At 71.1% G+C, this 21920-nt stretch carries 20 protein-coding genes; 9 read left to right on the top strand and 11 right to left on the bottom strand.

Annotated features, from left to right (window positions below; genetic code table 11):
• The 3 genes from ACW9TB_RS35870 to ACW9TB_RS35880 all read right to left on the bottom strand — a co-directional run.
• Window positions 1–662 (bottom strand): MFS transporter (locus tag ACW9TB_RS35870; protein ID WP_472752564.1); only part of this gene is annotated, 662 nt, incomplete at its 3' end.
• 44 nt (window positions 663–706) lie between these two features.
• On the bottom strand, window positions 707–1480 hold the full coding sequence (locus ACW9TB_RS35875) for an SDR family NAD(P)-dependent oxidoreductase (RefSeq protein ID WP_472752565.1): 774 nt from the start codon (window positions 1478–1480) through the stop codon (window positions 707–709).
• A 14-nt stretch (window positions 1481–1494) separates the two neighbouring features.
• A complete protein-coding gene (locus tag ACW9TB_RS35880; RefSeq protein ID WP_472752566.1) occupies window positions 1495–1977 on the bottom strand; it encodes a MarR family winged helix-turn-helix transcriptional regulator in 483 nt (160 codons plus the stop codon).
• Between the two features lie 118 nt (window positions 1978–2095).
• Here ACW9TB_RS35880 and ACW9TB_RS35885 point away from each other — a divergent pair, with 118 nt between their 5' ends.
• From ACW9TB_RS35885 to ACW9TB_RS35900, 4 genes are all read left to right on the top strand, one after another.
• Window positions 2096–5359 carry an efflux RND transporter permease subunit gene (locus tag ACW9TB_RS35885; RefSeq protein ID WP_472752567.1) on the top strand — a complete coding sequence of 1088 codons (3264 nt, stop codon included), beginning with the start codon at window positions 2096–2098 and terminating at the stop codon, window positions 5357–5359.
• Between the two features lie 146 nt (window positions 5360–5505).
• Window positions 5506–6936 (top strand): adenylosuccinate lyase, encoded by a 1431-nt coding sequence (gene purB, locus ACW9TB_RS35890; RefSeq protein ID WP_472752568.1) that lies wholly within the window; start codon window positions 5506–5508, stop codon window positions 6934–6936.
• Window positions 6937–6971: 35 nt separating this feature from the next.
• The gene (locus ACW9TB_RS35895) at window positions 6972–7697 is read left to right on the top strand and encodes a GNAT family N-acetyltransferase (protein WP_472752569.1); all 726 of its coding nucleotides are present in this window, start codon (window positions 6972–6974) and stop codon (window positions 7695–7697) included.
• Between the two features lie 119 nt (window positions 7698–7816).
• Window positions 7817–8782, top strand: a complete 966-nt coding sequence (locus tag ACW9TB_RS35900; RefSeq protein WP_472752570.1) for a DUF4037 domain-containing protein — start codon at window positions 7817–7819, stop codon at window positions 8780–8782.
• Here the strand turns inward: ACW9TB_RS35900 and ACW9TB_RS35905 are convergent.
• Window positions 8779–9084 carry a DUF3817 domain-containing protein gene (locus tag ACW9TB_RS35905; RefSeq protein WP_472752571.1) on the bottom strand — a complete coding sequence of 102 codons (306 nt, stop codon included), beginning with the start codon at window positions 9082–9084 and terminating at the stop codon, window positions 8779–8781. The two genes, ACW9TB_RS35900 and ACW9TB_RS35905, sit on opposite strands and share 4 nt — an antisense overlap.
• 320 nt (window positions 9085–9404) lie before the next feature.
• On the opposite strand from ACW9TB_RS35905, the gene ACW9TB_RS35910 reads away from it, so the two are divergent.
• Window positions 9405–11306: an ABC transporter ATP-binding protein gene (locus tag ACW9TB_RS35910; protein ID WP_472752572.1), complete on the top strand. Its 1902-nt coding sequence runs from the start codon at window positions 9405–9407 to the stop codon at window positions 11304–11306.
• A gap of 29 nt (window positions 11307–11335) precedes the next feature.
• On the opposite strand, the gene ACW9TB_RS35915 is transcribed toward ACW9TB_RS35910, so the two are convergent.
• Window positions 11336–12175 (bottom strand): MerR family transcriptional regulator, encoded by an 840-nt coding sequence (locus ACW9TB_RS35915; RefSeq protein ID WP_472752573.1) that lies wholly within the window; start codon window positions 12173–12175, stop codon window positions 11336–11338.
• Between the two features lie 23 nt (window positions 12176–12198).
• The gene (locus ACW9TB_RS35920) at window positions 12199–13128 is read right to left on the bottom strand and encodes a zinc-binding dehydrogenase (RefSeq protein WP_472752574.1); all 930 of its coding nucleotides are present in this window, start codon (window positions 13126–13128) and stop codon (window positions 12199–12201) included.
• Window positions 13129–13263: 135 nt separating this feature from the next.
• On the opposite strand from ACW9TB_RS35920, the gene ACW9TB_RS35925 reads away from it, so the two are divergent.
• Complete coding sequence (locus tag ACW9TB_RS35925; RefSeq protein WP_472752575.1) at window positions 13264–13821, top strand: TetR/AcrR family transcriptional regulator; 558 nt, start codon at window positions 13264–13266, stop codon at window positions 13819–13821.
• Between the two features lie 148 nt (window positions 13822–13969).
• Here the strand turns inward: ACW9TB_RS35925 and ACW9TB_RS35930 are convergent, their stop codons facing one another.
• Together ACW9TB_RS35930 and ACW9TB_RS35935 are read right to left on the bottom strand one after the other, a co-directional pair.
• A complete protein-coding gene (locus ACW9TB_RS35930; protein ID WP_472752576.1) occupies window positions 13970–14923 on the bottom strand; it encodes an NAD(P)-dependent alcohol dehydrogenase in 954 nt (317 codons plus the stop codon).
• A 556-nt stretch (window positions 14924–15479) separates the two neighbouring features.
• Complete coding sequence (locus tag ACW9TB_RS35935; RefSeq protein ID WP_472752577.1) at window positions 15480–16550, bottom strand: tyrosine-type recombinase/integrase; 1071 nt, start codon at window positions 16548–16550, stop codon at window positions 15480–15482.
• Between the two features lie 613 nt (window positions 16551–17163).
• Between ACW9TB_RS35935 and ACW9TB_RS35940 the strand changes: the two genes are divergently transcribed.
• On the top strand, window positions 17164–17439 hold the full coding sequence (locus tag ACW9TB_RS35940; protein WP_472752578.1) for an isoamylase early set domain-containing protein: 276 nt from the start codon (window positions 17164–17166) through the stop codon (window positions 17437–17439).
• 628 nt (window positions 17440–18067) lie between these two features.
• Window positions 18068–18271, top strand: coding sequence for a hypothetical protein (locus ACW9TB_RS35945; RefSeq protein ID WP_472752579.1), 204 nt, complete (start codon window positions 18068–18070; stop codon window positions 18269–18271).
• Here ACW9TB_RS35945 and ACW9TB_RS35950 read toward each other — a convergent pair.
• The 3 genes from ACW9TB_RS35950 to ACW9TB_RS35960 all read right to left on the bottom strand — a co-directional run bounded on the left by ACW9TB_RS35950 (window position 18258) and on the right by ACW9TB_RS35960 (window position 20508).
• Window positions 18258–19142, bottom strand: coding sequence for a hypothetical protein (locus ACW9TB_RS35950; RefSeq protein ID WP_472752580.1), 885 nt, complete (start codon window positions 19140–19142; stop codon window positions 18258–18260). The genes ACW9TB_RS35945 and ACW9TB_RS35950 overlap by 14 nt on opposite strands.
• Window positions 19143–19165: 23 nt before the next feature.
• On the bottom strand, window positions 19166–19699 hold the full coding sequence (locus tag ACW9TB_RS35955) for a SigE family RNA polymerase sigma factor (protein ID WP_472752581.1): 534 nt from the start codon (window positions 19697–19699) through the stop codon (window positions 19166–19168).
• Window positions 19700–20082: 383 nt separating this feature from the next.
• Window positions 20083–20508, bottom strand: coding sequence for a BlaI/MecI/CopY family transcriptional regulator (locus tag ACW9TB_RS35960; RefSeq protein WP_472752582.1), 426 nt, complete (start codon window positions 20506–20508; stop codon window positions 20083–20085).
• A gap of 82 nt (window positions 20509–20590) precedes the next feature.
• On the opposite strand from ACW9TB_RS35960, the gene ACW9TB_RS35965 reads away from it, so the two are divergent.
• A complete protein-coding gene (locus tag ACW9TB_RS35965; protein ID WP_472752583.1) occupies window positions 20591–21523 on the top strand; it encodes a M56 family metallopeptidase in 933 nt (310 codons plus the stop codon).
• Window positions 21524–21920: the final 397 nt, after the last annotated feature.

Below are 21920 nucleotides of genomic sequence, written 5' to 3' on the forward strand. Positions count from 1 at the left end.
CGCCTGCGGGCCGCGGCCATGTCGCCGCACAGCGCCAGAGCCTTGATCAGCCGCAGGGTCAGCAGCAGCCGTTCCCTGGTGCTGTCGGGCGCGGGGGGTGGGGTGGGGAGGAGGTGGTGGCGGGCGTACAGGGACAGGAGGGCGAGGGGGATGGCGACGGTGGTGAGGGTGGTGGCGGCGCTGAGGTTGAGCCAGGCGAAGAGGGTGCCGATGCCGGCGCCGGTGAGGCAGCCGATGCTGAACATGCCGTGGAAGGAGGACATGATGGGGCGGTTGTAGGCGCGTTCGACGTCGACGCCGTGGGTGTTCATGGAGACGTCGAGGAAGGCGTTGGTGAGGCCGAAGAGGAAGAGGGTGGCGATGAGGGCGGGCAGGGTGGTGGCGTGGCCGGGGGGGATGATGGACAGTGCGGTGGCGATGGCGGCGGGGGTGATGAGGCGGGCGCTGCCGAGGCGGTCGGTGAGGTGTCCGGCGAAGCGCATGCCGGTGACGAGGCCGATGGCGATGGCGAGGAGGCCGTAGCTGAGCTGGCCGTCGGTGAGGTCGAGGGTGTGTTTGATGGCGGGGATGCGGGCGGCCCAGGCTCCGGTGGTGATGCCGAGGAGGGTGAAGAAGTAGGAGACGGCTTTGCGGGCGTTGGCGGGGTGGTGGGTGGTGGTCATGGTGGCGGGTCCGGGGCGTGGTGGGGCGGGCGGCCGTGGTGGGGTCAGTGGACGGAGAAGCCGCCGTCGACGCAGATGGCCTGGCCGGTGATGTAGGCGCTGGCGTCGCTGGCGAGGAGGACGGCGATGCCGGCGAAGTCGGCGGGGTGGCCGTTGCGGCCGGTCATGGTGCGGGCGGCGAGTTCTTCGACGCGGCCGGGGATGGCTTGGGCGGGTTCGGTGAGGGGGGTGAGGACGAAGCCGGGGATGATGGTGTTGGCGCAGACGCCGTGGGGGGACCAGGCTTCTGCCTGGGAGCGGGTGAGGCCGGTGATGGCGGCTTTGGAGATGCCGTAGGCGCCGCTGTCGCCGAAGGCTTTGTGGGATTGCTGGGAGCCGATGTTGATGATGCGGCCCCAGCCTCGGCTGGCCATGCGGGGGCCGAAGTGCTGGCCGAGGAGGTAGGGGGCGGTGATGTTGACGGCCATGGTTTTTTGGTAGTCGTCGGTGGTGAGTTCTGCCATGGGGTGGCGGATGTTGTTGGCGGCGTTGTTGACGAGGATGTCGATGTCGCCGAAGAGGGTGGGGGCGTGCTGGCAGATGCGGGTGATGTCGTCGGGGTTGGCGAGGTCGGCGGTGATGGCGGCGGCGGTGATGTTGTGGTGGTGGAGTTCGGTGAGGGTTTGGGTGAGGTGGGTGGTGCGGCGGGCGACGATGATGACGGCGGCGCCGGCGTGGCCGAGGGCGTGGGCGATGGTGTGTCCGATGCCGGAGCTGCCGCCGGTGACGAGGGCGGTGCGGCCGGTGAGGGAGAAGAGGGTGGTGGTTGGTTCTGTCACGGGGACTGAACCTATCATCCGACCTTTTTGTGGGGGTGGTGGTTGTGGAGGGTGAGGGCCGCTTGCTGGAGTTTGTCGATGATGGTGGACAGGTCGCGCAGGGTGGGGGTGTCGAGGTGGCGCAGCAGGCGGCGGAATTCGGTGAGGCCGGCGTCGGCGATCTGCTCGGTGAGGGCGCGTCCGGCGGGGGTGAGGGTGACGCGGCGGATGCGGCGGTCGTGGGGGTCTTCGCGGCGGGTGACGAGGCCGTGGGCGACGAGGCGGTCGACGATGCCGGTGACGGTGCCGAGGCCGACGTCGAGGTGGGTGGCGAGGTCTTGGCCTGAGGCGGAGTCCTGGCCGGAGAGGATCATGACGACTTTGAGCTGGCGCATGGTCAGGTTGGAGTCGAAGAGGGGGGATGGGGCGCTGTGCTGGGCGAGGAGGCGGCCCAGGGCGCGTTGGGTGGCGCCGATCTGGTTGATCAGTTGTTCGCGGTTGTCGTCGTTCACGCTCACCTCTCGCTTCCTGAGAAGGTTATCAGGATTGGTAAGCGTCGTTAAATATTCGTATGAGGCGAAGTGTTAGTCTGGGGCGAATCTTGTTGTGATGTCCCTCCTTGAGGAGCCCGCCCCCATGACCTCCCTGGCCAGGTTGAGCCTCGCCAACCGCAGCCTCGTGATAATGATCGCGCTGGTGTTGAGCGCGTTCGGCCTGTTCGCGATTCCCTCGCTGAAGCAGCAGCTGCTGCCTTCGCTGTCGTTTCCGGGGGCGTTCGTGGCGGCCTCGTATCCGGGTGCCTCTCCTGAGATCGTCGAGGAGCAGGTGACCGAGCCGATCGAGAACAGCTTCCAGGGGCTGGAGGGGGTCTCGGAGGTGACCTCGACGTCCCGGGAGGGGATGGCGCAGGTCCAGGTGGCGTTCGAGTACGGCACCGACATCGACGCGGCGGTGGCGGAGATGCAGCAGGCGATCTCGCGGATCGAGGCGCAGTTGCCTCAGGGGGTCGACCCGCAGGTTTTGTCGGGCGGGACCGACGACATTCCGGTGATGCAGCTGGCGGTGGGTGACGGCGGCGATCAGCGGGTGATGGCCGAGCGGCTTGAGCGGCTGGTGGTGCCGGAGCTGCGGGGCATCGAGGGGGTGCGTGAGGCGACGGTGACGGGTACCCGTGACGAGGTGGTGACGATCACCCCGGATCTGGGGAGGCTGGCGTTGCTGGGGTTGTCGCCGACGGCGGTGGCCGAGGTGCTGCGGGCCAACGGGCAGCCGCTTCCGGCGGGCAGTGTGACCGAGGACAAGGTGTCGCTGACGGTTCAGGTGGGGGCGCGGGTCTCGACGCTGGAGGAGTTGCGGGATCTGTATCTGACGCCCGCGGCTCCGGTGGCGCAGCAGGCGCCGGCGCAGGCCCGGCAGGTGCCGGGGGGCGGGGCGGGTGCCACCCAGCAGGGCCAGCAGGCTCAGGCTGTTCAGGCGGGGCGGCAGCGTCCGCCGGCGGCGCCCAAGCCGGTGCGGCTGGGGGATGTGGCGACGGTGGAGCGGACGCTGGCCGAGGGGACGTCGCTGACGCGCACCAACGGGCAGCCGAGTCTGGGGTTGTCGGTGACGATGACGCCGGACGGGAACGCGGTGGCGATCTCGCACGCGGTGCGCGAGAAGCTTCCGGAGATGGTGCGGGCCATCGGGGACTCGTCGGAGATGACGGTGATCTTCGATCAGGCGCCGTACGTGGAGCGGTCGATCGAGGATCTGACGACCGAGGGGTTGCTGGGCCTGGCGTTCGCGGTGCTGGTCATCTTGATTTTCTTGTTGTCGGTGCGCTCGACGCTGGTGACGGCGGCGTCGATTCCGTTGTCGGTGGTCATCGCGTTGATCGCGTTGTGGGTGGGTGACTACTCGCTGAACCTGCTGACGCTGGGGGCGTTGACGATCGCGGTGGGCCGGGTGGTCGACGACTCGATCGTGGTGTTGGAGAACATCAAGCGTCACCTGGGCTATGGGGAGGCCAAGCGCAAGGCGGTGCTGGCGGGGGTGCGTGAGGTCAGTGGCGCGGTGACGGCCTCGACGTTGACGACGGTGGCGGTGTTCTTGCCGATCGCGGTGGTGGGCGGCATGGTGGGGCAGCTGTTCGCGCCGTTCGCGATCACGGTGACGGTGGCGTTGCTGGCGTCGTTGCTGGTGTCGCTGACGGTGGTGCCGGTGCTGGCGTACTGGTTCTTGAAGGCGCCGGTGCTCTCGCCGGAGCAGGCGCGGGCGGTGCGTGAGGAGGCCGAGGCCAAGGAGCTGCGCAGCCCGTTGCAGCGGGCGTATCTGCCGGTGTTGCGGTTCGCGACGCGGCGGCGGCTGGTGACGGTGCTGGTGGGTGTGGTGGTGTTCGCCGCGACGATGGGCCTGGCGGGCCGGTTGGAGACCAACTTCATCGACTCGTCGGGGCAGGACACGGTGTCGATCAGCCAGCGGATGCCTGCGGGCACCGACCTGGCGTCGACGGACGCGGCGGCCAAGAAGGTCGAGGAGGTCCTGGCGTCGCTGAAGGGGGTGCGCGACTACCAGGTGAACGTGGGCGGTGGTGGCGGCTTCCTGGGTGGTGGCGGCGGGGGCGGGGATCGGGCCTCGTACTCGGTGACGGTGGCCGAGGAGACCGACACCGCGGTGCTGGAGGAGCAGCTGCGTAAGCGGCTGGGGCAGCTGCCGGAGACGGAGATCGGTGAGGTCACGGTGGGCGGCGCCCAGGGCGGGCCGGGTGGCGGGGCGACCGACCAGCTGCAGGTGATCGTGCAGGCGCCGGATGTGGCGACGCTGCGGACGGCGACCGAGTCGGTTCGCGCGGCGATGGCGGGGATGGGCGGGTTGCGGGATGTGACCTCCAACCTGGCGGCCGGTGCCGAGCGGGTCGAGGTGCGGGTGGACCGGCAGAAGGCGGCGGCCAGGGGCCTGAGTGAGACGCAGATCGGGCAGCTGGTGGCGCAGCAGTTCCGGGGGGCGCCGCTGGGTGAGCTGACGCTGGACGGCCGCTCGGGCGCGGTGGTCTTGCGGACCTCGGACGCCCCTGAGGACGTCAAGGCGGTGGGGGCGCTGAAGCTGCCGACGGCGACGGGCACGGTGAAGCTGTCGCAGGTGGCGGAGGTGGCCAGGGTCGACGGTCCCACGCAGGTGACGCGGATCGACGGGGAGCGCAGCGCGACGGTGTCGGGGACGGCGACCGGCAGTGACCTGGGCAGTGTGACGACGCAGCTGACGTCGAAGCTGGATGCGCTGGCGTTGCCGGCGGGGGCGAGTTTCACCCTGGGCGGGGTGAGCGCGGACCAGGCCGAGGCGTTCGGGCAGCTGGGTTTGGCGATGCTGGCGGCGATCGCGATCGTCTTCATGATCATGGTGGCGGCGTTCCGGAGCTTCGTGCAGCCGCTGATCTTGCTGGTGTCGGTGCCGTTCGCGGCGACCGGCGCGATCGGGCTGCTGCTGGCGACGGGCACCCCGATGGGGGTTCCGGCCCTGATCGGCATGCTGATGCTGATCGGCATCGTGGTGACCAACGCGATCGTGCTGATCGACCTGATCAACCAGTACCGCGACCAGGGCATGGGCATCGTGGAGGCGGTGATCGAGGGGGGCCGGCGCAGGCTGCGGCCGATCCTGATGACCGCGGTGGCGACGATCTTCGCGTTGGTCCCGATGGCGCTGGGGCTGACGGGCTCGGGCGGGTTCATCTCCCAGCCGCTGGCGATCGTGGTGATCGGCGGCCTGCTGTCGTCGACGCTGCTGACGCTGGTCTTGGTGCCGACCCTGTATGTGATGGTGGAGCGGCTCAAGGAGCGGCTGCGGCGCACGCCCAAGGACGGTGGGGAGCGGCCGCCGTTGAAGGTCTACGACAAGGAAGAGCTGGCGCCGACGACCCGGTAAGTCGTTAAGGAAGGGGCCGCTCACCCGCACGGGTGAGCGGCCCCTTCCCGCTTCCCCCCGGGGGGCCGGGCAGCTCGCGTCGATCTTTCCCGGGGGGAGTGCCCCTGGTCGGGGCGGGCGGGGGCGGCGGAATATACTGCGGCAACGTGACTGCCAAGCCGCGTATCCCCAATGTTCTCGCCGCCCGCTACGCCTCCGCGCCGCTGGCCCGCCTGTGGTCCTCGGAGTACAAGGTGGTGGCCGAGCGGCGCCTGTGGCTGGCCGTGCTGGCCGCCCAGGCGCGGCTGGGGGTGGAGGTCTCGCCCGCGGCGCTGGAAGACTACGAGAAGGTCGTCGAGCGCGTCGACCTGGAGTCCATCGCCGCCCGCGAGCGCGTCACCCGCCACGACGTCAAGGCCCGCATCGAGGAGTTCAACGCGCTGGCCGGCCACGAGCAGGTGCACAAGGGCATGACGTCGCGAGACCTGACCGAGAACGTCGAGCAGCTGCAGATCCGCGACAGCCTGCTGCTGGTCCGCGACCGGTGCGTGGCACTGCTGGCCGCCCTCGCCACCCTGGCGACGCGGCACTCGGGGCTGGTGATGGCCGGGCGCTCGCACAACGTGGCCGCCCAGTCGACGACGCTGGGCAAGCGGTTCGCCTCGGCCGCCGACGAGCTGCTGGTGGCGTTCACCCGGCTGGAGGAGCTGATCGCCCGCTACCCGCTGCGCGGCGTCAAGGGGCCGGTCGGCACCGCCCAGGACATGCTGGACCTGCTGGGCGGGGACGCGGCCAAGCTCGCGGAGCTGGAGGACGAGGTGGCCGCGCACCTGGGGTTCGCCCACCGGCTGACCAGCGTGGGGCAGGTGTACCCGCGCTCCCTGGATTACGAGGTGGTCACCGCGCTGGCGCAGCTGGCCGCGGCCCCCTCCTCGCTGGCCAAGACGATCCGGCTGATGGCCGGCCACGAGCTGGTCACCGAGGGGTTCGCCGAAGGACAGGTCGGCTCCTCGGCGATGCCGCACAAGATGAACACCCGCTCGTGCGAACGGGTCAACGGGCTGGCGGTCATCGTGCGGGGGTATGCGTCGATGACCGGGGAGCTGGCCGGGGACCAGTGGAACGAGGGGGACGTGTCGTGCTCGGTGGTGCGCCGGGTGGCGCTGCCGGACGCGTTCTTCGCCTTCGACGGCCTGGTGGAGACCATGCTGACGGTGCTGGAGGAGTTCGGCGCCTTCCCCGCGGTGATCGCCGCCGAGCTGGAGCGCTACCTGCCGTTCCTGGCCACGACGAAGATGCTGATGGCCGCGGTACGGGCCGGGGTGGGCCGCGAGAGCGCCCATGAGCTGATCAAGGAGCACGCGGTGGCGTCGGCGCTGGCGATGCGCGAGGGCGCCTCCGGTAACGCGCTGATCGCCCGGCTGGGCGCCGACGAGCGCTTCCCGCTGGACCAGGCGCGGCTGAAGGCCCTGCTGGGCGAGCCGATCTCCTTCACCGGGGCGGCCCCGGCCCAGGTGGAGGCGGTCGTGGCGCGGGTGGAGACGATCGTGGCCCGCTACCCGCGGGCGGCGGGCTACCGGCCCGGGGCGATCCTCTGAACACCGAACCGGTACGGCTGAAAGACGCGGCCGAGGTGAGCGCCGCCTGCTCGGGAGACGCGCTCGTCGTGTGGGGCGCGCAGGGGATGGGGGCCGGGGTGCGGGCGTGGGCGCTGGGGCAGGCGGTCGCGGTGGCCTGCCCCGACCTCAACCGCCGCGACCGCCTCACGGTCTGCGGCCCGCCGGGGCAGGTGAGCGCCCTGGTGGGCCGGGTCCTGGCCGAGGTCGGCCCCTCCTACCGGGTGGTGGGCACGCGGGCCCTGGTGCGGGAGGTGGTGGCCCGCGACGCGCGGATGCGGGTGCTGGGCACGTTCGAGTGGATGGACACCCCGGCTGATGCCCCGCTCTCCTGGCCGGTGCGGGAGACGGGCCCGGAACAGGTGGGGTGGCTGAAGGAGGCCCAGGAGAGCGAGGTGAGCGCCCTGCTGGCACGGGCGGCCCCCTCGGCCTGGGCGGTGCCGGGCGTGCGGGGGGTGCGGCGCTGGGCCGGGGTCCGCGACCAGGACGGCAAGCTGGTCGCGGTGGCCGCCGACGCCTGGTCGTGCCCGCCGGTGGGTTTCCTCGCCGGGGTGGCCACCGAGGCGGCCGTGCGCGGCCGAGGGTACGGCGAGCGGGTGTGCCGGTTCGCCCTCGGCGAGCTGGCCGCCGGGCGCGAGCGGGTCGCGCTGATGGTCGACACCGGCAACCACGCCGCCATCGCCCTGTACGAGCGGCTGGGGCTGCGCGGGCGCCCGCTGGCCGCCGCCGCCCTGGACGGCTGAACGGGCGGGGCCGGGGGGAAAACCGGGTGCGGGGGGCGGTCCCGGCAGGCAGAGTGGACGAAATGATGTCCAGTTTCATACCTGGCCTGGAGCTTTCGCGTGCTTTCTATGCCCAGGTCGTGCGGCCGATCGTGGCCGACGTACCCCACAGTGCCGCGCTGATCGGCGCCGGGTCGGAGGTGCTGGCGTTCGACACCGAACGCTCCACCGACCACGACTGGGGGCCCCGGGTGGTGGTGTTCGTGGCCGGGCACCGGGCCGAGCGGGTCCGGCGCACGATCGCCGACGGCCTGCCCGCCGACTTCGGCGGCTACCGCACCGCGGTGACCGGGGACTGCCACGGTGTGCAGGTGAGCGATCCGGCGACCTGGTTCGTCGACCGGCTGGGGTTCGACCCGTCGCGGGGGGTGAGCGTGCTGGACTGGCTGTCGACCCCCTGGCAGCGGCTGGCCGAGGTCACCAGCGGAGAGGTCTTCCACGACGGCCTGGAGGTCCTGGAAGCGGCCCGTGCCGCGTTGCGCTGGTATCCGCCCGACCTGGAGCGCTACGTGCTGGCCGGGCAGTGGAGACGCCTGGCCCAGCAGGAGGCGTTCCCGGGACGGTGCGGGGAGGTCGGCGACGACCTGGGCTCGGCGCTGGTCACCGCGAGCCTGGCCCGCGACCTGATGCGGCTGGTGGTGCTGCTGCGCCGCCGCTACCCGCCGTACGCCAAATGGCTGGGCAGCGCTTTTGCCCGCCTGCCGGGGACGGCGGAGCTGGGGGAGGCGTTGTCGGCGGCGGGGGCGGCCACCGGCTGGCGGGAGCGAGAAGAGCACCTGGGGGTGGTGTACCGGCGGGTGGCGGCCCTGCACAACCGGCGGGGGGTGGCCGCCGCGCTGGAGGGGGACCTGCGCCCCTACCACCGGCGGCCCTTCCAGGTCCTGGACGCCGGCCGGTTCGCCGACGTCCTGGGCGCCGCCATCACCGACCCCCGGGTACGGGCGCTGCCCGCGGTGGGCTCGATCGACCAGTTCGGCGACGGCACCGACCTGCTGACCGATCCGCGGCGCTGCCGGGCGGCCACCCGCGCCGTCCTGGACCTCTAGACGGTGACCGGTTCCCGATGACGGGCGAGCATGCGCCGCTCGAACCACAAGGTGGCCAGCGGCGGCACCGAGCACACCAGGCCGACGATGACCCAGGCCCGGCTCCAGCGGGCCTGGCGGGCCGCGTACAGCACCGCGGCCAGGTAGAGGACGAACAGGGCGCCGTGCACCGGGCCGAAGATCTTCACACCGAGGTCTCCGGTGGCGGCGACGTACTTGAAGTACATGCCGATGAGCAGTCCCGCCCACGAGCACGCTTCGGCGATCGCCACGTAACGAAACAGGCGCAGTGCGGTCGGCACGGCGAGTACACCTCTCCAACGGGAACGGGGAAGACGCCCGGGAAACGCGGGGCGTCCGGGCGAGGGGGAAACGGCTCCCAGCCTAGAGGCGCGGGGCCCCGCCCGCCCCGCCGGGGCGTGCTCCCCGCTTCGCCCGCAGGGAAGGCGTACGGGGCGTGCGAAGCACTGATCACCGGGTGGGGGCGCCCTTGACCTGAAGTTAACTTCAGCTCCTAGGGTGGTGGTGTCGCGCCGCCACCCGCGCACGCCGGGCGCACGCCGCGGGCGGCCACCGGCGACGACCCCCCGCATGACGAGCACAGAAAACGTGGTGACGTGTGATGAGCATGGAAATGGCGGCCTGGCACTCGCTGTACAGCACGATGCACGCCCCACAGGACCGGCGGCCCTTCTCGGCGGCCACGCTGCGGCGCATCGCCGCCTTCGCCCACCCGCACCGCACCCTGCTCGGGTGGTTTCTGGCGCTGAGCGTGGTCTCGGCGGTACTGGCGGTGGCGACCCCGGTACTGGCCGGGCAGGTGGTCGACGCGATCGTCGGCGGCGCCGCGCCCAGCGTCGTGGCCGCCCTCGCCGCCCTGATCGCGGTGATCGCGGTCGCCGAGGCGGCACTGGGCCTGGTGACCCGCTGGATGTCGGCGAGCATCGGCGAAGGGCTGATCCTGCGGCTGCGCGGCGCCGTCTTCGACCACGTACAGCGCATGCCCATCGCGTTTTTCACCCGCACCCGGACCGGCGCGCTGGTCAGCCGGTTGAACAACGACGTCATCGGCGCCCAGCGCGCCTTCAGCGACACCCTCTCAGGCGTGGCGGGCAACCTGGTGACACTCACCTTGACCCTGGTGGTGATGGTCGGCATCTCCTGGCAGCTGACCGCGCTGGCCCTGGTGCTGCTGCCGGTGTTCGTGCTGCCCGCCCGCTACGTCGGCAGGCGGCTGGCCCGGATGGAACGCGAGGCCGCCGACCACAACGCGGCGATGAGCACCCAGATGACCGAACGCTTCTCCGCCCCCGGCGCCACCCTCGTCAAACTGTTCGGCCGCCCCGCCCAGGAGTCGGCCGAGTTCCTGGCGCGGGCCCGGCGGGTGCGCGACATCGGGGTCCGTACCGCGATGGTGCAGTCGGTGTTCGTCACCGCCCTCACCCTGGTCTCGGCGCTGGCGCTGGCCCTGGTGTACGGGGTGGGCGGCTTCTACGCGTTGCGCGGGCAGCTGGAGCCGGGCGCCCTGGTGGCGCTGGCGTTGCTGCTGACCCGCCTGTACGCGCCGCTGACGGCACTGGCCGGGGCTCGGGTGGAGGTGATGAGCGCCCTGGTCAGCTTCGAGCGGGTCTTCGAGATCCTCGACCTGCGACCGCTGATCACCGACAGGGCGGATGCCCGTACGGTGCCCGAGGGGCCGGTGACGGTGGAGTTCGACGACGTCGGCTTCGCCTACCCCTCGGCCGAGAAGGTGTCACTGGCCTCCCTGGAGGAGGTCGCCACCCTGGACGCGCGCGGCGGCGCGACGGTGTTGCACGAGGTGTCCTTCCGCGCCGAGGCCGGGCAGATGGTCGCGCTGGTGGGCTCCTCGGGAGCGGGCAAGTCGACGATCGCGCAACTGCTGGCCCGCCTGTACGACGTCGACGGCGGCGCGGTACGGCTGTCGGGGGTGGACGTCCGTGACCTGTCGGCCGCCTCGATCCGCCAGACGCTGGGCGTGGTGACCCAGGACGGGCACCTGTTTCACGACTCGATCCGCGCCAACCTGCTGCTGGCCCGCCCCGAGGCCGAGACCGAGGAGCTGTGGCAGGTATTGCGCCGGGCGCGGCTGGCCGACCTGGTCACGGCGCTGCCCGACGGGCTGGACACCGTGGTCGGCGAGCGCGGCTACCGGCTCTCGGGCGGGGAGCGCCAGCGGCTGACCATCGCCCGGCTGCTGCTGGCCCGCCCCCGGGTGGTGGTACTGGACGAGGCCACCGCGCACCTGGACTCCACCTCCGAGGCCGCGGTCCAGGAGGCATTGGCCGAGGCACTGGCCGGGCGGACCGCGCTGGTCATCGCCCACCGGCTGTCGACGATCCGCGCCGCCGACCTGATCTTGGTGGTCGAGGAGGGGCGGATCACCGAGCGGGGCACCCACGCCGCGCTGCTGGCCGCCGGGGGACGTTACGCGCAGCTGCACCGCACCCAGTTCGACCAGCGGGCCACCACCGACGAGCCCGACGCCGCCGTAACCGCCCGCTGACCCCGCGCCGCCGCTACGCGGACACGGGATCAGGGGGAGTGTTCGGCGCGGTCGGCGTTGGCGTGGATGGCGTCACGGATGTAGGCGGCCAGGCCGGTGACCGCGGCCTCGTAACCGGCGGCGAACCGCGGATCGGCGACGTACATCTCACCCAGGCCGCGATGGATGTCGTAGGAGCAGTCGTAACACCAGCGGGTGAGGTGCGCCCGGTGCCTTTCGGCCAGCTCCATCGCCCGCTCACCGGCGGCCGGCAACCCCGCGAGACAGGCGTCGGCGAAGTCACGCACCGTCTGGGCGGCCTCGCCGGTGAACCGGGCCCAGTCGGCCTTGGTCATCGAGGCCATCTTGGCGCGTGACTGCCGCCAGGCGCCGCTCTGCCCCCAGCGCTCGCGCGCCTCCGCGTCGTGCTCTTCGGGAACGAAGTCACCGAAGACCTCGAAACGCTCCTGGGGGGTCAGGGAGATGTTCATGAGGTTCGCCTCCATGGCGTGTTCGACCGCGGCGGCCATCGACCGCAGCCGGTCGATGCGCCCGGTGAGGAGTTCGTGCTGGCGCCGCAGGTGCGCCAGGGTGTCGGCGGCGGGGTCGTCGAGGATGGCGGTGATCTCCTCCAGCGCGAAGCCGAGCTCGCGGTAGAACAGCACGTGCTGCAGACGCTGCAGGTCGGCCTCGGTGTAGCGGCGGTATCCCGCCGCGGTGCGCCGCCCCGGCGAGACCAGCCCGATCTCGTCGTAGTGGTGCAGCGTGCGCACACTGACCGCGGCGACGCGCGCCACCTGCCCGACGGAATAGTCCACCACGCCGTCTTCGGTGTCCGCCGCCTGCCGCATGGTGGTCCCCTCCTTCACCAGGCCAGCCTGCACCCTCACGCTACGGCAGGGTCAAGCTCTCACTACGGGAGGGCGGGGGTGATGTCGATGACGGCCTTGCCGGTGACCTCGCGCTCACGCACCACCCGCACCGCCTCCTCGGCACGCTCCCAGGACCCGCGCCAGCCGACCTGCGCCGACAGCGCGCCCGAGGCGAGCAGACCGGCCAGCAGGCCCAGGTCGGCCCCGACGGCGGCGGCGTCGCCGAAAGAGCTCAACGACCGGGCCTCGCCGGGAAAGAAGGTGGAGCCGGGCGGGAAGACGGCCGGCTCGCCCCCGGCCCAGCCGATGCTCTGCAAGGTGGCCCCCGGGGCCAGCAGCGCCCAGGCGGCCACCAGGTGCGGCCCGCCGACGGTCTCCAGCACCACGTCGACCGGTTCGCCCACCTGCCGCAGGCCGGTGAGGCCGACGACGACCTCGTGGGCCCCCAGCGCGGTCAGGGCGGCGGCGTGGGCGCCGTCGCGGACCGAGGCCAGGACATGGGCACCGGCGCGGGCGGCCAGTTGCACGCCGTAGCGGCCCACGGCGCCACCGGCCCCGGTGACCAGCACCCGCCGCCCCAGGACGGAACCGGCGGCACGCAGGGTACGCAGGACCGTCATGCCCGCCATCGGCAGCGCCGCGGCCTCGGCCAGGGCGGCCCCGCGCGGCAGAGGGGCGACGTCGGCGCTGGAGACCGCCAGGAGCTCGGCCCACGCGCCGGGACCGAAGGCCAGCACGCGGGTGCCCGCCGCCGGGCCGGTGCCGTCGGCGGCGGGTCGGACGACGACTCCGGCCGCGTCGTAGCCGCCCACGTGGCCCGCGGGCAGCTGGGCGAGCATGCCCAGCTCGCCGGGGTTGAGGGAGGCGTGGTGCACCTGGACGAGCACCTGACCGGGACCGGGTTCGGGCTCGGCGGCCTCACCCAGGCGCAGGCCACCGGGGGCGGAGGGGTCGACGACGAGAGCGCGCACGGCGAATACTCCTGACAGGGGATGGGGGCGGCCCACGGGAAACCCCGCACACCGGGCTAACCGGACTAATAGTCCGGTTAGATATCGGCTAATATACGGACTAATGGTCCGGTTGCGCAAAGGGGGAGCGAAGCGATGAACGAACGCGCCGACGCCGCCCGCAACCGCCGCGCCATCCTGCGCGCCACGGAGGAACTCCTGGCCGCCCACGGCGACACCCGCATCTCCCTGGACCAGGTCGCCGCCCACGCCCAGGTCGGCAAGGGCACCGTCTTTCGGCGCTTCGGCAGCCGCACCGGGCTGATGCAGGCCCTGCTACAGGAACGGGCCACACAACTGCGCGAGGCACTGGAGTCGGGACCACCACCCCTGGGCCCCGGCGCACCACCCGCCGAACGCATCGTCGCCTTCCTGGACGCCCTCTCCCAGCTGGCCGCGGGCAACCTCGCCCTGCTCGCCGCCCACGAGCGCTCCTGCGCCACCGACCGCTACGCCGACCCCACCTACCTACGCTGGCACGCCCACCTGGAAACTCTGATCACCCAGGCCCGCTCCGACCTCGACGCCGCCTTCGTGGCCCACGCCCTGCTGGGCATGTTCGACGCCGACCTGGTGCGCCGCCTCACCGCAGAGGGCGACCCCGGCAGGTTCGCCCGCTCGCTACGGCAACTGGTGGGAGAACTCCTGACCTGACCGGGACCGGCCGACGCCGACGGCCACCGCGTGACGGACCGCAGCGAGTCCCCGCACGCGCCGCGCCCAGCAGGGCACCGTCGCCCGCCCCCGCCCGCGCGTGGTGCCTGTGCCCTTGCGTCTTTCTGACACCCCGGCACCTCAGGGGTCACTCAACCGTGAGGACGAGCTTTCCCGGCGCGTTGCCCGCCGCCAGGTCACCCACCGCCGCAGAAGCCTCGGCCAGGGGGTACGTACGCCCGACGGCCGGTCGCACGGCCCCGGCCTCGATGAGGTCACGCAGCGCCTCCAGATCGGCGGTGCGGGTCAGCGCGATCAGCGAGTCCAGGCGCTGACGCGTGAACGGGGTGAGCAGCCGGACGGCCAGCAACCGGCCGACCCCGCCGAACCACCGGCCACCGCCCTCACCGCCGACGATGACGAGCCGGCCGCGCTCGGCGAGCAGCCCGCGCAACTGCGCCAGCGGCCGGATACCCGCGATGTCGACGATCAGGTCGTAGGTCCCGGTGAGCGGCTCGCGCGTGTAGTCGATGACGGCCTGAGCACCCAGCGACCGGACGAGACCGGCCTTGGCCGTGCTGCACACGGCGGTGACGTGGGCGCCGCCGGCGACCGCGAGCTGCGTCGCGAAACTGCCCACTCCGCCACCGGCACCGATGACCAGCACCCTCTCACCGGCGCCGACCCGGCCGACGGCCCGCAACGCGGTCACCCCCGAGACAGGGACGGCCGCCGCCTCGGCGAAACTCACATTGGCGGGCTTGCGGGCGAGCTTACCTGGGCGGGCGAGCGCGAACTGCGCGTACGCACCGGTCGCCTCGCCGTACACCTCGTCGCCGGGGCGAAACGCGCTCACGTTGGCGCCGACGGACTCCACGACACCGGCCACGTCCATACCCGGCACCCGGTTGCGGGGCCGACGCAGGCCGAAGCCGAGGCGGCCGACGAGCGGCAGCCCGGTCATGACATGCCACACGCCGTAGTCGACGCCGGCCGCGTGCACCCGGACCAGCACATCATCGGCACCGGGCGCCGGAATCGGCACCTCACCGAGGCTCAGCATGTGCGGCGGGCCGTACTCGTCCTGGACGATCGCCCTCATGAGGGGTCTCCTTCGATGTCAGGGGAGTGGAGGACGCCGTCGCATCCGGCCCGGAACACCCGGGCGACGCGAACGCCATCTCCAGCGAGGGGGAGTAGCGACCCGGTCCGGTCGCGATGTCGCGATTCGGCTGGTTCGGCCTGGCCCGCGTCCGTAGGCGTCGGCGAGCGGGCCCGGGAGGGGCGCCACGGAGATCACGTACGCGCCGACGAAGAGCACGATCATCACCCGGGCGAACTTTTCCCCGAAGGCCATGCCCGCTCCTCATGTAAAACAAAGCCGACATCAACCAATGTAAAACGCCCTGGACATCATGTCAAAGTTTATTTACATGCCCGGCCGAGGTCCCCCTGGCCTCCGGCGCGGCGTTACTCCACAACCCACCGGACGGAACAGGGCAAGGGCCGAACCCAAAGCAGACGCCTGACCGCAGGCCAGAGCCACACCCGTCGAATTTTCGACCAGAACCCCAGGGACCCCCAGCCAGAGGCCCCCGCCGCGCCCAACCCGCCGAACATCCGGTCGGCGGACCCCGTACCGGCGGGCCAGCAGGCACTCAGCCCGACGCGGGACCGCGCAGCAACGGATGCGAGCGCATCGCCACCTCCAGCTCCCCGGGCAGCTCATCGCGGTAACGCCCCAGCGTCGCCAGATCACTGTGCCCCAGCACCCGCCGCACCGCGTCCATGTCCACCGCGTCGGCCAGCAGGTGAGTAGCCGTGGTGTGCCGCAACCCATGCGGCGTCACCGAACGACGACGATCGGGATCCACCATCCGCTGCACCCGGTCGATCACCGCCTGCACATCCCCCCGCGCCAGCCGCCGACCCCGCCACGACAACAACAACGCCTTGTCGGAGGAGACCATCCGCCCATGCAGCAGGTAAGCCTCCAGCACCAGCGCGACATCACCGGGCAGCGGCACATCCCGCGTCTTGCCCCCCTTACCGAAGATCCGCCAGTAACGCACCCCGTCGTTGGTGTAGAAATCCTCCACATTGGCCCGGACCAGCTCCGACACCCGCGGCCCCATCGTCGACAACATCAACACGATCAGCCCGTCACGCAACTCGGTGTGCTGATCGCGCCGCCGCGCCCGCACCGCACCCGCCACGGGCACCGCCACCTCGGCCACCCCACCACCCTTAGGGTCGCCCCCCAGCTCACGCGCCGCACCGATCAGCCCCCGCGCCTGCTCACGGGTCAACGCCCGCCGCTCCGGCCGCAGCCCCCCACGCTCCCTGGCCGTCACCGTCGCCATCGCCATCGGATTGACCTGCACCCACCCCGCCAGCACCGCGTGCTTGAACAACGCCGAGATCGACCGCCGAAACCGCGCCTGGGAGGAGGCCGACTGCAACGCCCCCGCCCTCTCCTCGGGCCGCGAACGCCGCCGCCCGTCGGGCTTACGAGCGAAGGCCAGCAGAACGGCGTCCACATCCTCACCGGTCAGGTCGTCCAGGACCACCTGCTCACCCGCCAGATCCACGAAGGTGGCCACATCACGCGCGTACACCTCGGCCGTCGACATCGACAGCGCGCCGGTCAGGGTCTTGGCCCGAACCAGCTCCACGTAACGATCGGCCGACTCGCCCACGCTGAGACGATTCAGATCAGCTGGCCGCATGATCCCGGCGACACCCCTCCCGCATCCGGGCCGTCGTCAACGGCCGCTCACCCGCCACCAGTGCCACATCCCCGCCCGCCGAAACACCACCCGAGCCCACCCGCCACGCCGCCGTCATCGAAAACAGCCCGAACGACACCGCCGGTCACGAGCGCGGGGGAGACGGGGGAGCGGCCCGCCCGCCGGGCCACCGATCATGTTCATCCCCCCACGGTAGACGAATGCCCGCCCCCCGCAGGGCTCGCGAGAAAACTCCCCCCACCCCGGGCGCGACCCGCCACGTACCGGGGGAGAGGGACCCCCTTCCGCCCACCCCGGGCCCATCGGCGGCCAGCCGCTTTCTACGGTCCGCACGACGCGCACGCCATGTGTCGGGCATCGGGTGCGGTACGGCGGGGGAGAGGCGTCCGTGAGGTTTTCCCTCGGAGGAAATCCAGGCCACTCATCCGAGCAGGTCGGAAGTCATAAATGCCTACAAATCACCCAGGCCGCAAACAACACGAAACCGGCGTGAACAATGTGTTACGGCCTGCACACACCCCTACCGAACCACCACGCCAACCGGGAAGCTGACCTCATTCCCCGCCCTCAGGCAGCCCCAGGGAGGACGTACATGCTCAGGCGCACCCGGTTGTTCGGCCGCAAGACCCGCGTCACCTTCGCCCTGCCCGCCGACCAGCCCTCCGGCACCGTCAGCGTCGTCGGCGACTTCAACGACTGGCAGCCCGGTCTCCACGAGATGCGCCGCCGACGCAACGGCACCCGTACCATCTCGGTCATCCTGCCGCCCGGAGTCCACCGATTCCGATACCTGGCCACCGGCGGCCTCTGGTTCGACGACGACACCGCCGACCACATCGACCACCACAGCAGCGTCATGCATCTGTGAACCCGGCGGCCGGGCAGATCCTCCGGGACAACCCCGCCGAAGATCGTGTGGAGATGATCGATTTTCGCTGGGACGAAGTCGTGTGCGAGGTCGCGGTCGCTAAGGCGGATTGATATGGATTGATGCCGCTTCGTAGGGCTTGATTCGGGACAATCTTTAACCGTACAGAATTGAGCTTCTGTACGGTTAAAGGTGTTTTGTGCTGATAGGGGCTACTCGGTGTGCCGTGCGGGTTTTTACCCGCCGTGTGTCCCTGTTATGGCATGACGGAAAGCGGTGCGGCTTTCTTCCGGGTGCGCCACGGCGTCCGGGCTCCTTTTCCGTGCATGATCACCCCCGCTTGATCGTTTCGCCAAACAAGATCCACAAGCCGTCGAGCCGCCCAAAATGATCAAGAGGTGGCGAGGTCTCGCCGGGTGTGAGGCTGTCCCGCCTCGAGTGACCTGCCCACCAAAAGGCGCTCGGTGATCGTGGCCGTTTCAAACAATCTGCTTATCCGAGCGATTTGTCTCATTTGACCTATTCCCTGGGCGTCTTCTTTCTGCGGCTGTTTGGTGGCAGTGGCTGTCATCGTCCGCAGGATCGGCGCCTAGACCGCTCCCCCGTGTCGTCAGGATGAATACTCGCTTTGACGGACGAATATGGGCAGATCAGCGCTTGTCTCAGGCTCGGCGCCCAGGTGCCTCTCCCCCGGACCTCTGTCGTGCTGGGCCCCGACCTCCTGGCCGCCAGGTCCGGGGCCCAAAGGGAGCGCACCCGGGCCGGAGCGGTGTCCGTCCCGGCCCGGGTGCGCTCCCGGCAGGTGCCGGGCGGGGTGGTCAGGAGGCTGTGACGGTCGGGGCGTCGGCCGGTTTGGGGTCCGGCGTGCTCGCTGGCATCCGGTCCACCTTGTGCTTCGGCTTGCCGTCGGTCGGCAGTTGTTCCACCTGGTCGGCGGGCGGGGCCGTGACCGTCACCGGGGTGCCGAAGTCCTCGAAGTCCAGGACGTTTCGCTGGCCGGTGTCGCCGAAGACGACTTCCAGGCGCCGGACCCGTCCCTGGTCGTCCACGTTCACGGCTCCGGTGATGTCCGTCGACCCGTTCACGATCTGCTTGAGGCCGGGCTCGCCCTCGTCCTTCAGTGAGAACGTGAACCTCTGGCCGCTCCAGCCCTGGCCGGAGGCGGAGCCGTTCTCACGGACGTCGGTGGCCGAACGGAGGCGTCGCAGGGCCGCCTGGGGGTCCAGCGGGGCGAGCTTGACCAGGGCGACGGCCTGCGGGGCGTTCTTCAGCTCTTCGTCGATGCGCGGGGAGACCATCCAGGTGCCTTCGCGTTGCTGGCGGACGTACATCAGGTCGCCGATGAACCGGGTTTCTGCGCCGTCGGCGGCCCTGGTGATGACGCCGACGCGCTGGGCGGGGTCGAAGGCGCCGTCGAAGGTCTTGGCGCCGCTGGTGCTGTGGATCCGGTAGCTCTCCCGGCTGGTGTTCTCGGCGGCGGCGGCCACCTGGGCCTGTGCCGAGGGCTGGCTCGCGGGCAGGAACAGTGCGACCACCCCGACCGCGGCCGCGACGCCTATCGAGGCGATCGGGACCAGGATCCGGGCCGGTCCGCGTCTCGGGGCCGCCGGTGTCGGTGCCGGTGGCGCGGGCATGAGGTCGATGCCCGCCGGGCGGTCCTCGGTGGCCCTGGCGAGCAGTGCGCGGATTTCTCTTTCGTTCATGGACGGCTCCTCGTGGTGGTGTTTCATCGGATCCCACTCCCCTGGGCCTCGGTTCGGTTGACCACGGTGTCCGGTGAGATCATCCGGCGCATCGCGCGCAGGCCGCGATGCGTGTGGGTTTTGACGGTTCCGGCCGAGCAGCCCATCAGGTCGGCGACCTCTGTTTCCGGCAGGTCCACGAAGAAGCGCAGTACCAGGGCCGTGCGTTGCCTGGTCGGTAGTCTGGCCAGCGCGTTTCGGACTTCTTCGGCCACTGCCCGGGCCTCTCCCCCGTCCCCGGAGCCGTCTCCGGGGACGGGCAGGTCGGGCAGGTCGGCGCGTGGGATCTCCCGGCGCCATCGGGCGCGCCACCAGGATCGGTGGGTGTTGACCAGGATGCGGCGCAGGTAGGCGTCCGGTTCGCTGCTGGTGTCCAGCCGGTGCCATACCCGGTACAGCTTGCCGAGGCAGGACTGCAGCAGGTCCTCGGCCGTGTGCCAGTCCCCGGTGAGCAGGACGGCCGTTCTCAGATGGTGGTCGCCCCGGTGTCGTACGAAGTCGGCGAAGTCCGCGTCCACCCGGTCTCCTCTCGTCGGTGAAAGCCACCCCTGACACTCTTTGGGGCACACCCCGGGTTGACCGGAAAGAACGTGAAGTATCGAGAGATTTCCGCTACGTACGGCAGTCGCTTCGGGCGGGTGGCCTGGCGAGGGGACGCGGCCGGTGGTGGGCGGCGTCCGGACGGGGGTGACGGCTGGGGACTCGCCGTCGTGGACATCGCCGCCGACGCCTCAGTCGTCGGGCCGGGGTCTCCCCCGGGTCGCCGTACGGGGCTCGTCGCTCGAGGATTGCCGTCCTTGACGGTGTTGCCAATCCGCCGCGATATTAGGTTAGCTTTACCTGATTTGTCGTTGAGCTGGGAGGTTTTCTGGTGCCTCGTCGCGCGGGGCGGGTGCGGCCTTCAGGAGCCGGGGCCGTCGAGCAGGTTTCGGAGGATCTCCTCGTCGCCGGGCTCAAGGCTGCTCACGAACCGCCGCAGTACCGAGGCCCGGTCGGCCTCTTCCGCGAGGAGGCGGTTCATGTGCGCGGCGACCAGGCCCGCCGCGTCCGCGATCGCGGTGTAGCGGAAGGCCTTGCCGTCGCGTTCGCGTGTCGCGGCGCCCTTCTTGGCCAGCCTGTTCAGGGTGGTGATCACTGTGCTGTAGGTGAGGCCCGCCGGGGCGCCGATGCGTTCGAGCACCTCGCCGGTCGTGAGTGGCCCGGTGGAGGCGGACAGGATGGTGATGACCTGTGCTTCGAGCTGTCCGGCCCGTCTTCTGGGCGCGGCGGGCTCGACGGGCGCGACGGGCTCGGGAGGCTCGGGGGCCGGGGGCCGACGGTCTGTCACTCGCTGGATTCTATTCGTCTTCACGGCACCGGCCGCCGAGGCGGGTCGTTGCCCGGGGCGGTTCGAGCGGCGGAGCGCGGGAGTGTTTGATCATTTCGTCTGGTCCGTCGTGGTGGTGCCGGTGGTGGTGGTCGCTCTCACGGCGTTTCTGGCCGAGCGGCTGCCGCCGTCGCCCGCCGCGGAGGTCCTCGCCTTCTCGGCCGCCGGGGCGGCGCTGGCCAGTCTGCTCAACCTGGTGGTGTTCACCGTGAAGGCGGCGGCGGAGGTTCCGCTGGTCGCCGGTCTTTTCGGGTGGTCGCATCAGGTCGTGGCCGACGACACCGGTCACGTGCGGTGGGTTCCGTGGTTGTGTGTGTTTTTGCTGGTGTCGGCCACGGTGGCCGTCTGGGGGGTGGTGAGGCGTCATCGCGGCGGGCGTTCGCGGGTGCGGCGGCTCACCGAGGTCGCGGCTCACGGCCAGGTCGTCGTGGTGCGCAGTGAGGAGATCGAGGCGTTCGCCGTGCCGGGCAGGCCCGGACGCGTCGTCGTCACGACCGGGATGAGGGCGATCCTCACCGACGGGCAGTATGAGGCGCTGCTGGCTCATGAGCGGGCGCATCTGGAGCAGGGGCATTTCAGGCTGGTGTTGCTGAGTGATCTGGCCGGTGCGGTCCATCCCGCGCTTCGGTGGGTCTCCGCCCGCGTCGGCTACCTTGTCGAGCGTGCCGCCGACGAGCACGCGGCCTCGGTGCTGGGAGATCGTGAGGTCCTTGCCAGGGCCATCGGCACGGCGGCTCTGGCCGCCGGTGGGCGGCCGGTGCTCAAGCCCGGTGTTTTCGTGTCCTTCGCCAGGCCCGGCCACCCCGGTGCGATACCGCGCAGGGTCGCCGCGCTTCTCGGCCGTCAGGGGCGTCGGCGCCGTGTGTGGCCGGCCGCGATTCCGGCCGTCTTGGCGGTGAGTTCGCTCGTGTGGACCGGGGAGGCCCTGTACGACCTGGTCGAGCTGCTCGTTTTCGCGTACGGGGCGCGTGGCTGAGGCTGGGCCGGTGGCGGTTCGGGGCTGGAGCAGGTGGGTCTCGTCGGTGTAGGTGTGCGGGAGGTTCTTCAGCAGGGCCGTTCCGTGTTCCGCGTTCTGCGTGAAGCCGGGCGAGCAGGTTCATGATCTCGGTTCCGGTGCCGAGGGCTGAGGTGATCTCGTCGCAGAGCAGTGGTGTCCGGCCGGGCGTGATTCCTCGCGGGGTCGAGGGCCGGGATGGGGACACCACCGGACCCCGAGAGCGAGGTTAGCCTATGCTAAGTTTTAGCGCGTGTAAAAGTACGCTCCCCCGCATGCGCCGCTTCGCCACCTGCCTGGCCGCCCGCTCCCCCGTCCTTTCCCGAGACGGTACGCGGCCGTGAACCCCGACTCCCCCGCCCTCAAGCGGCGCACCGCC

This window comes from Streptosporangium sp. H13245 (assembly GCF_055690525.1).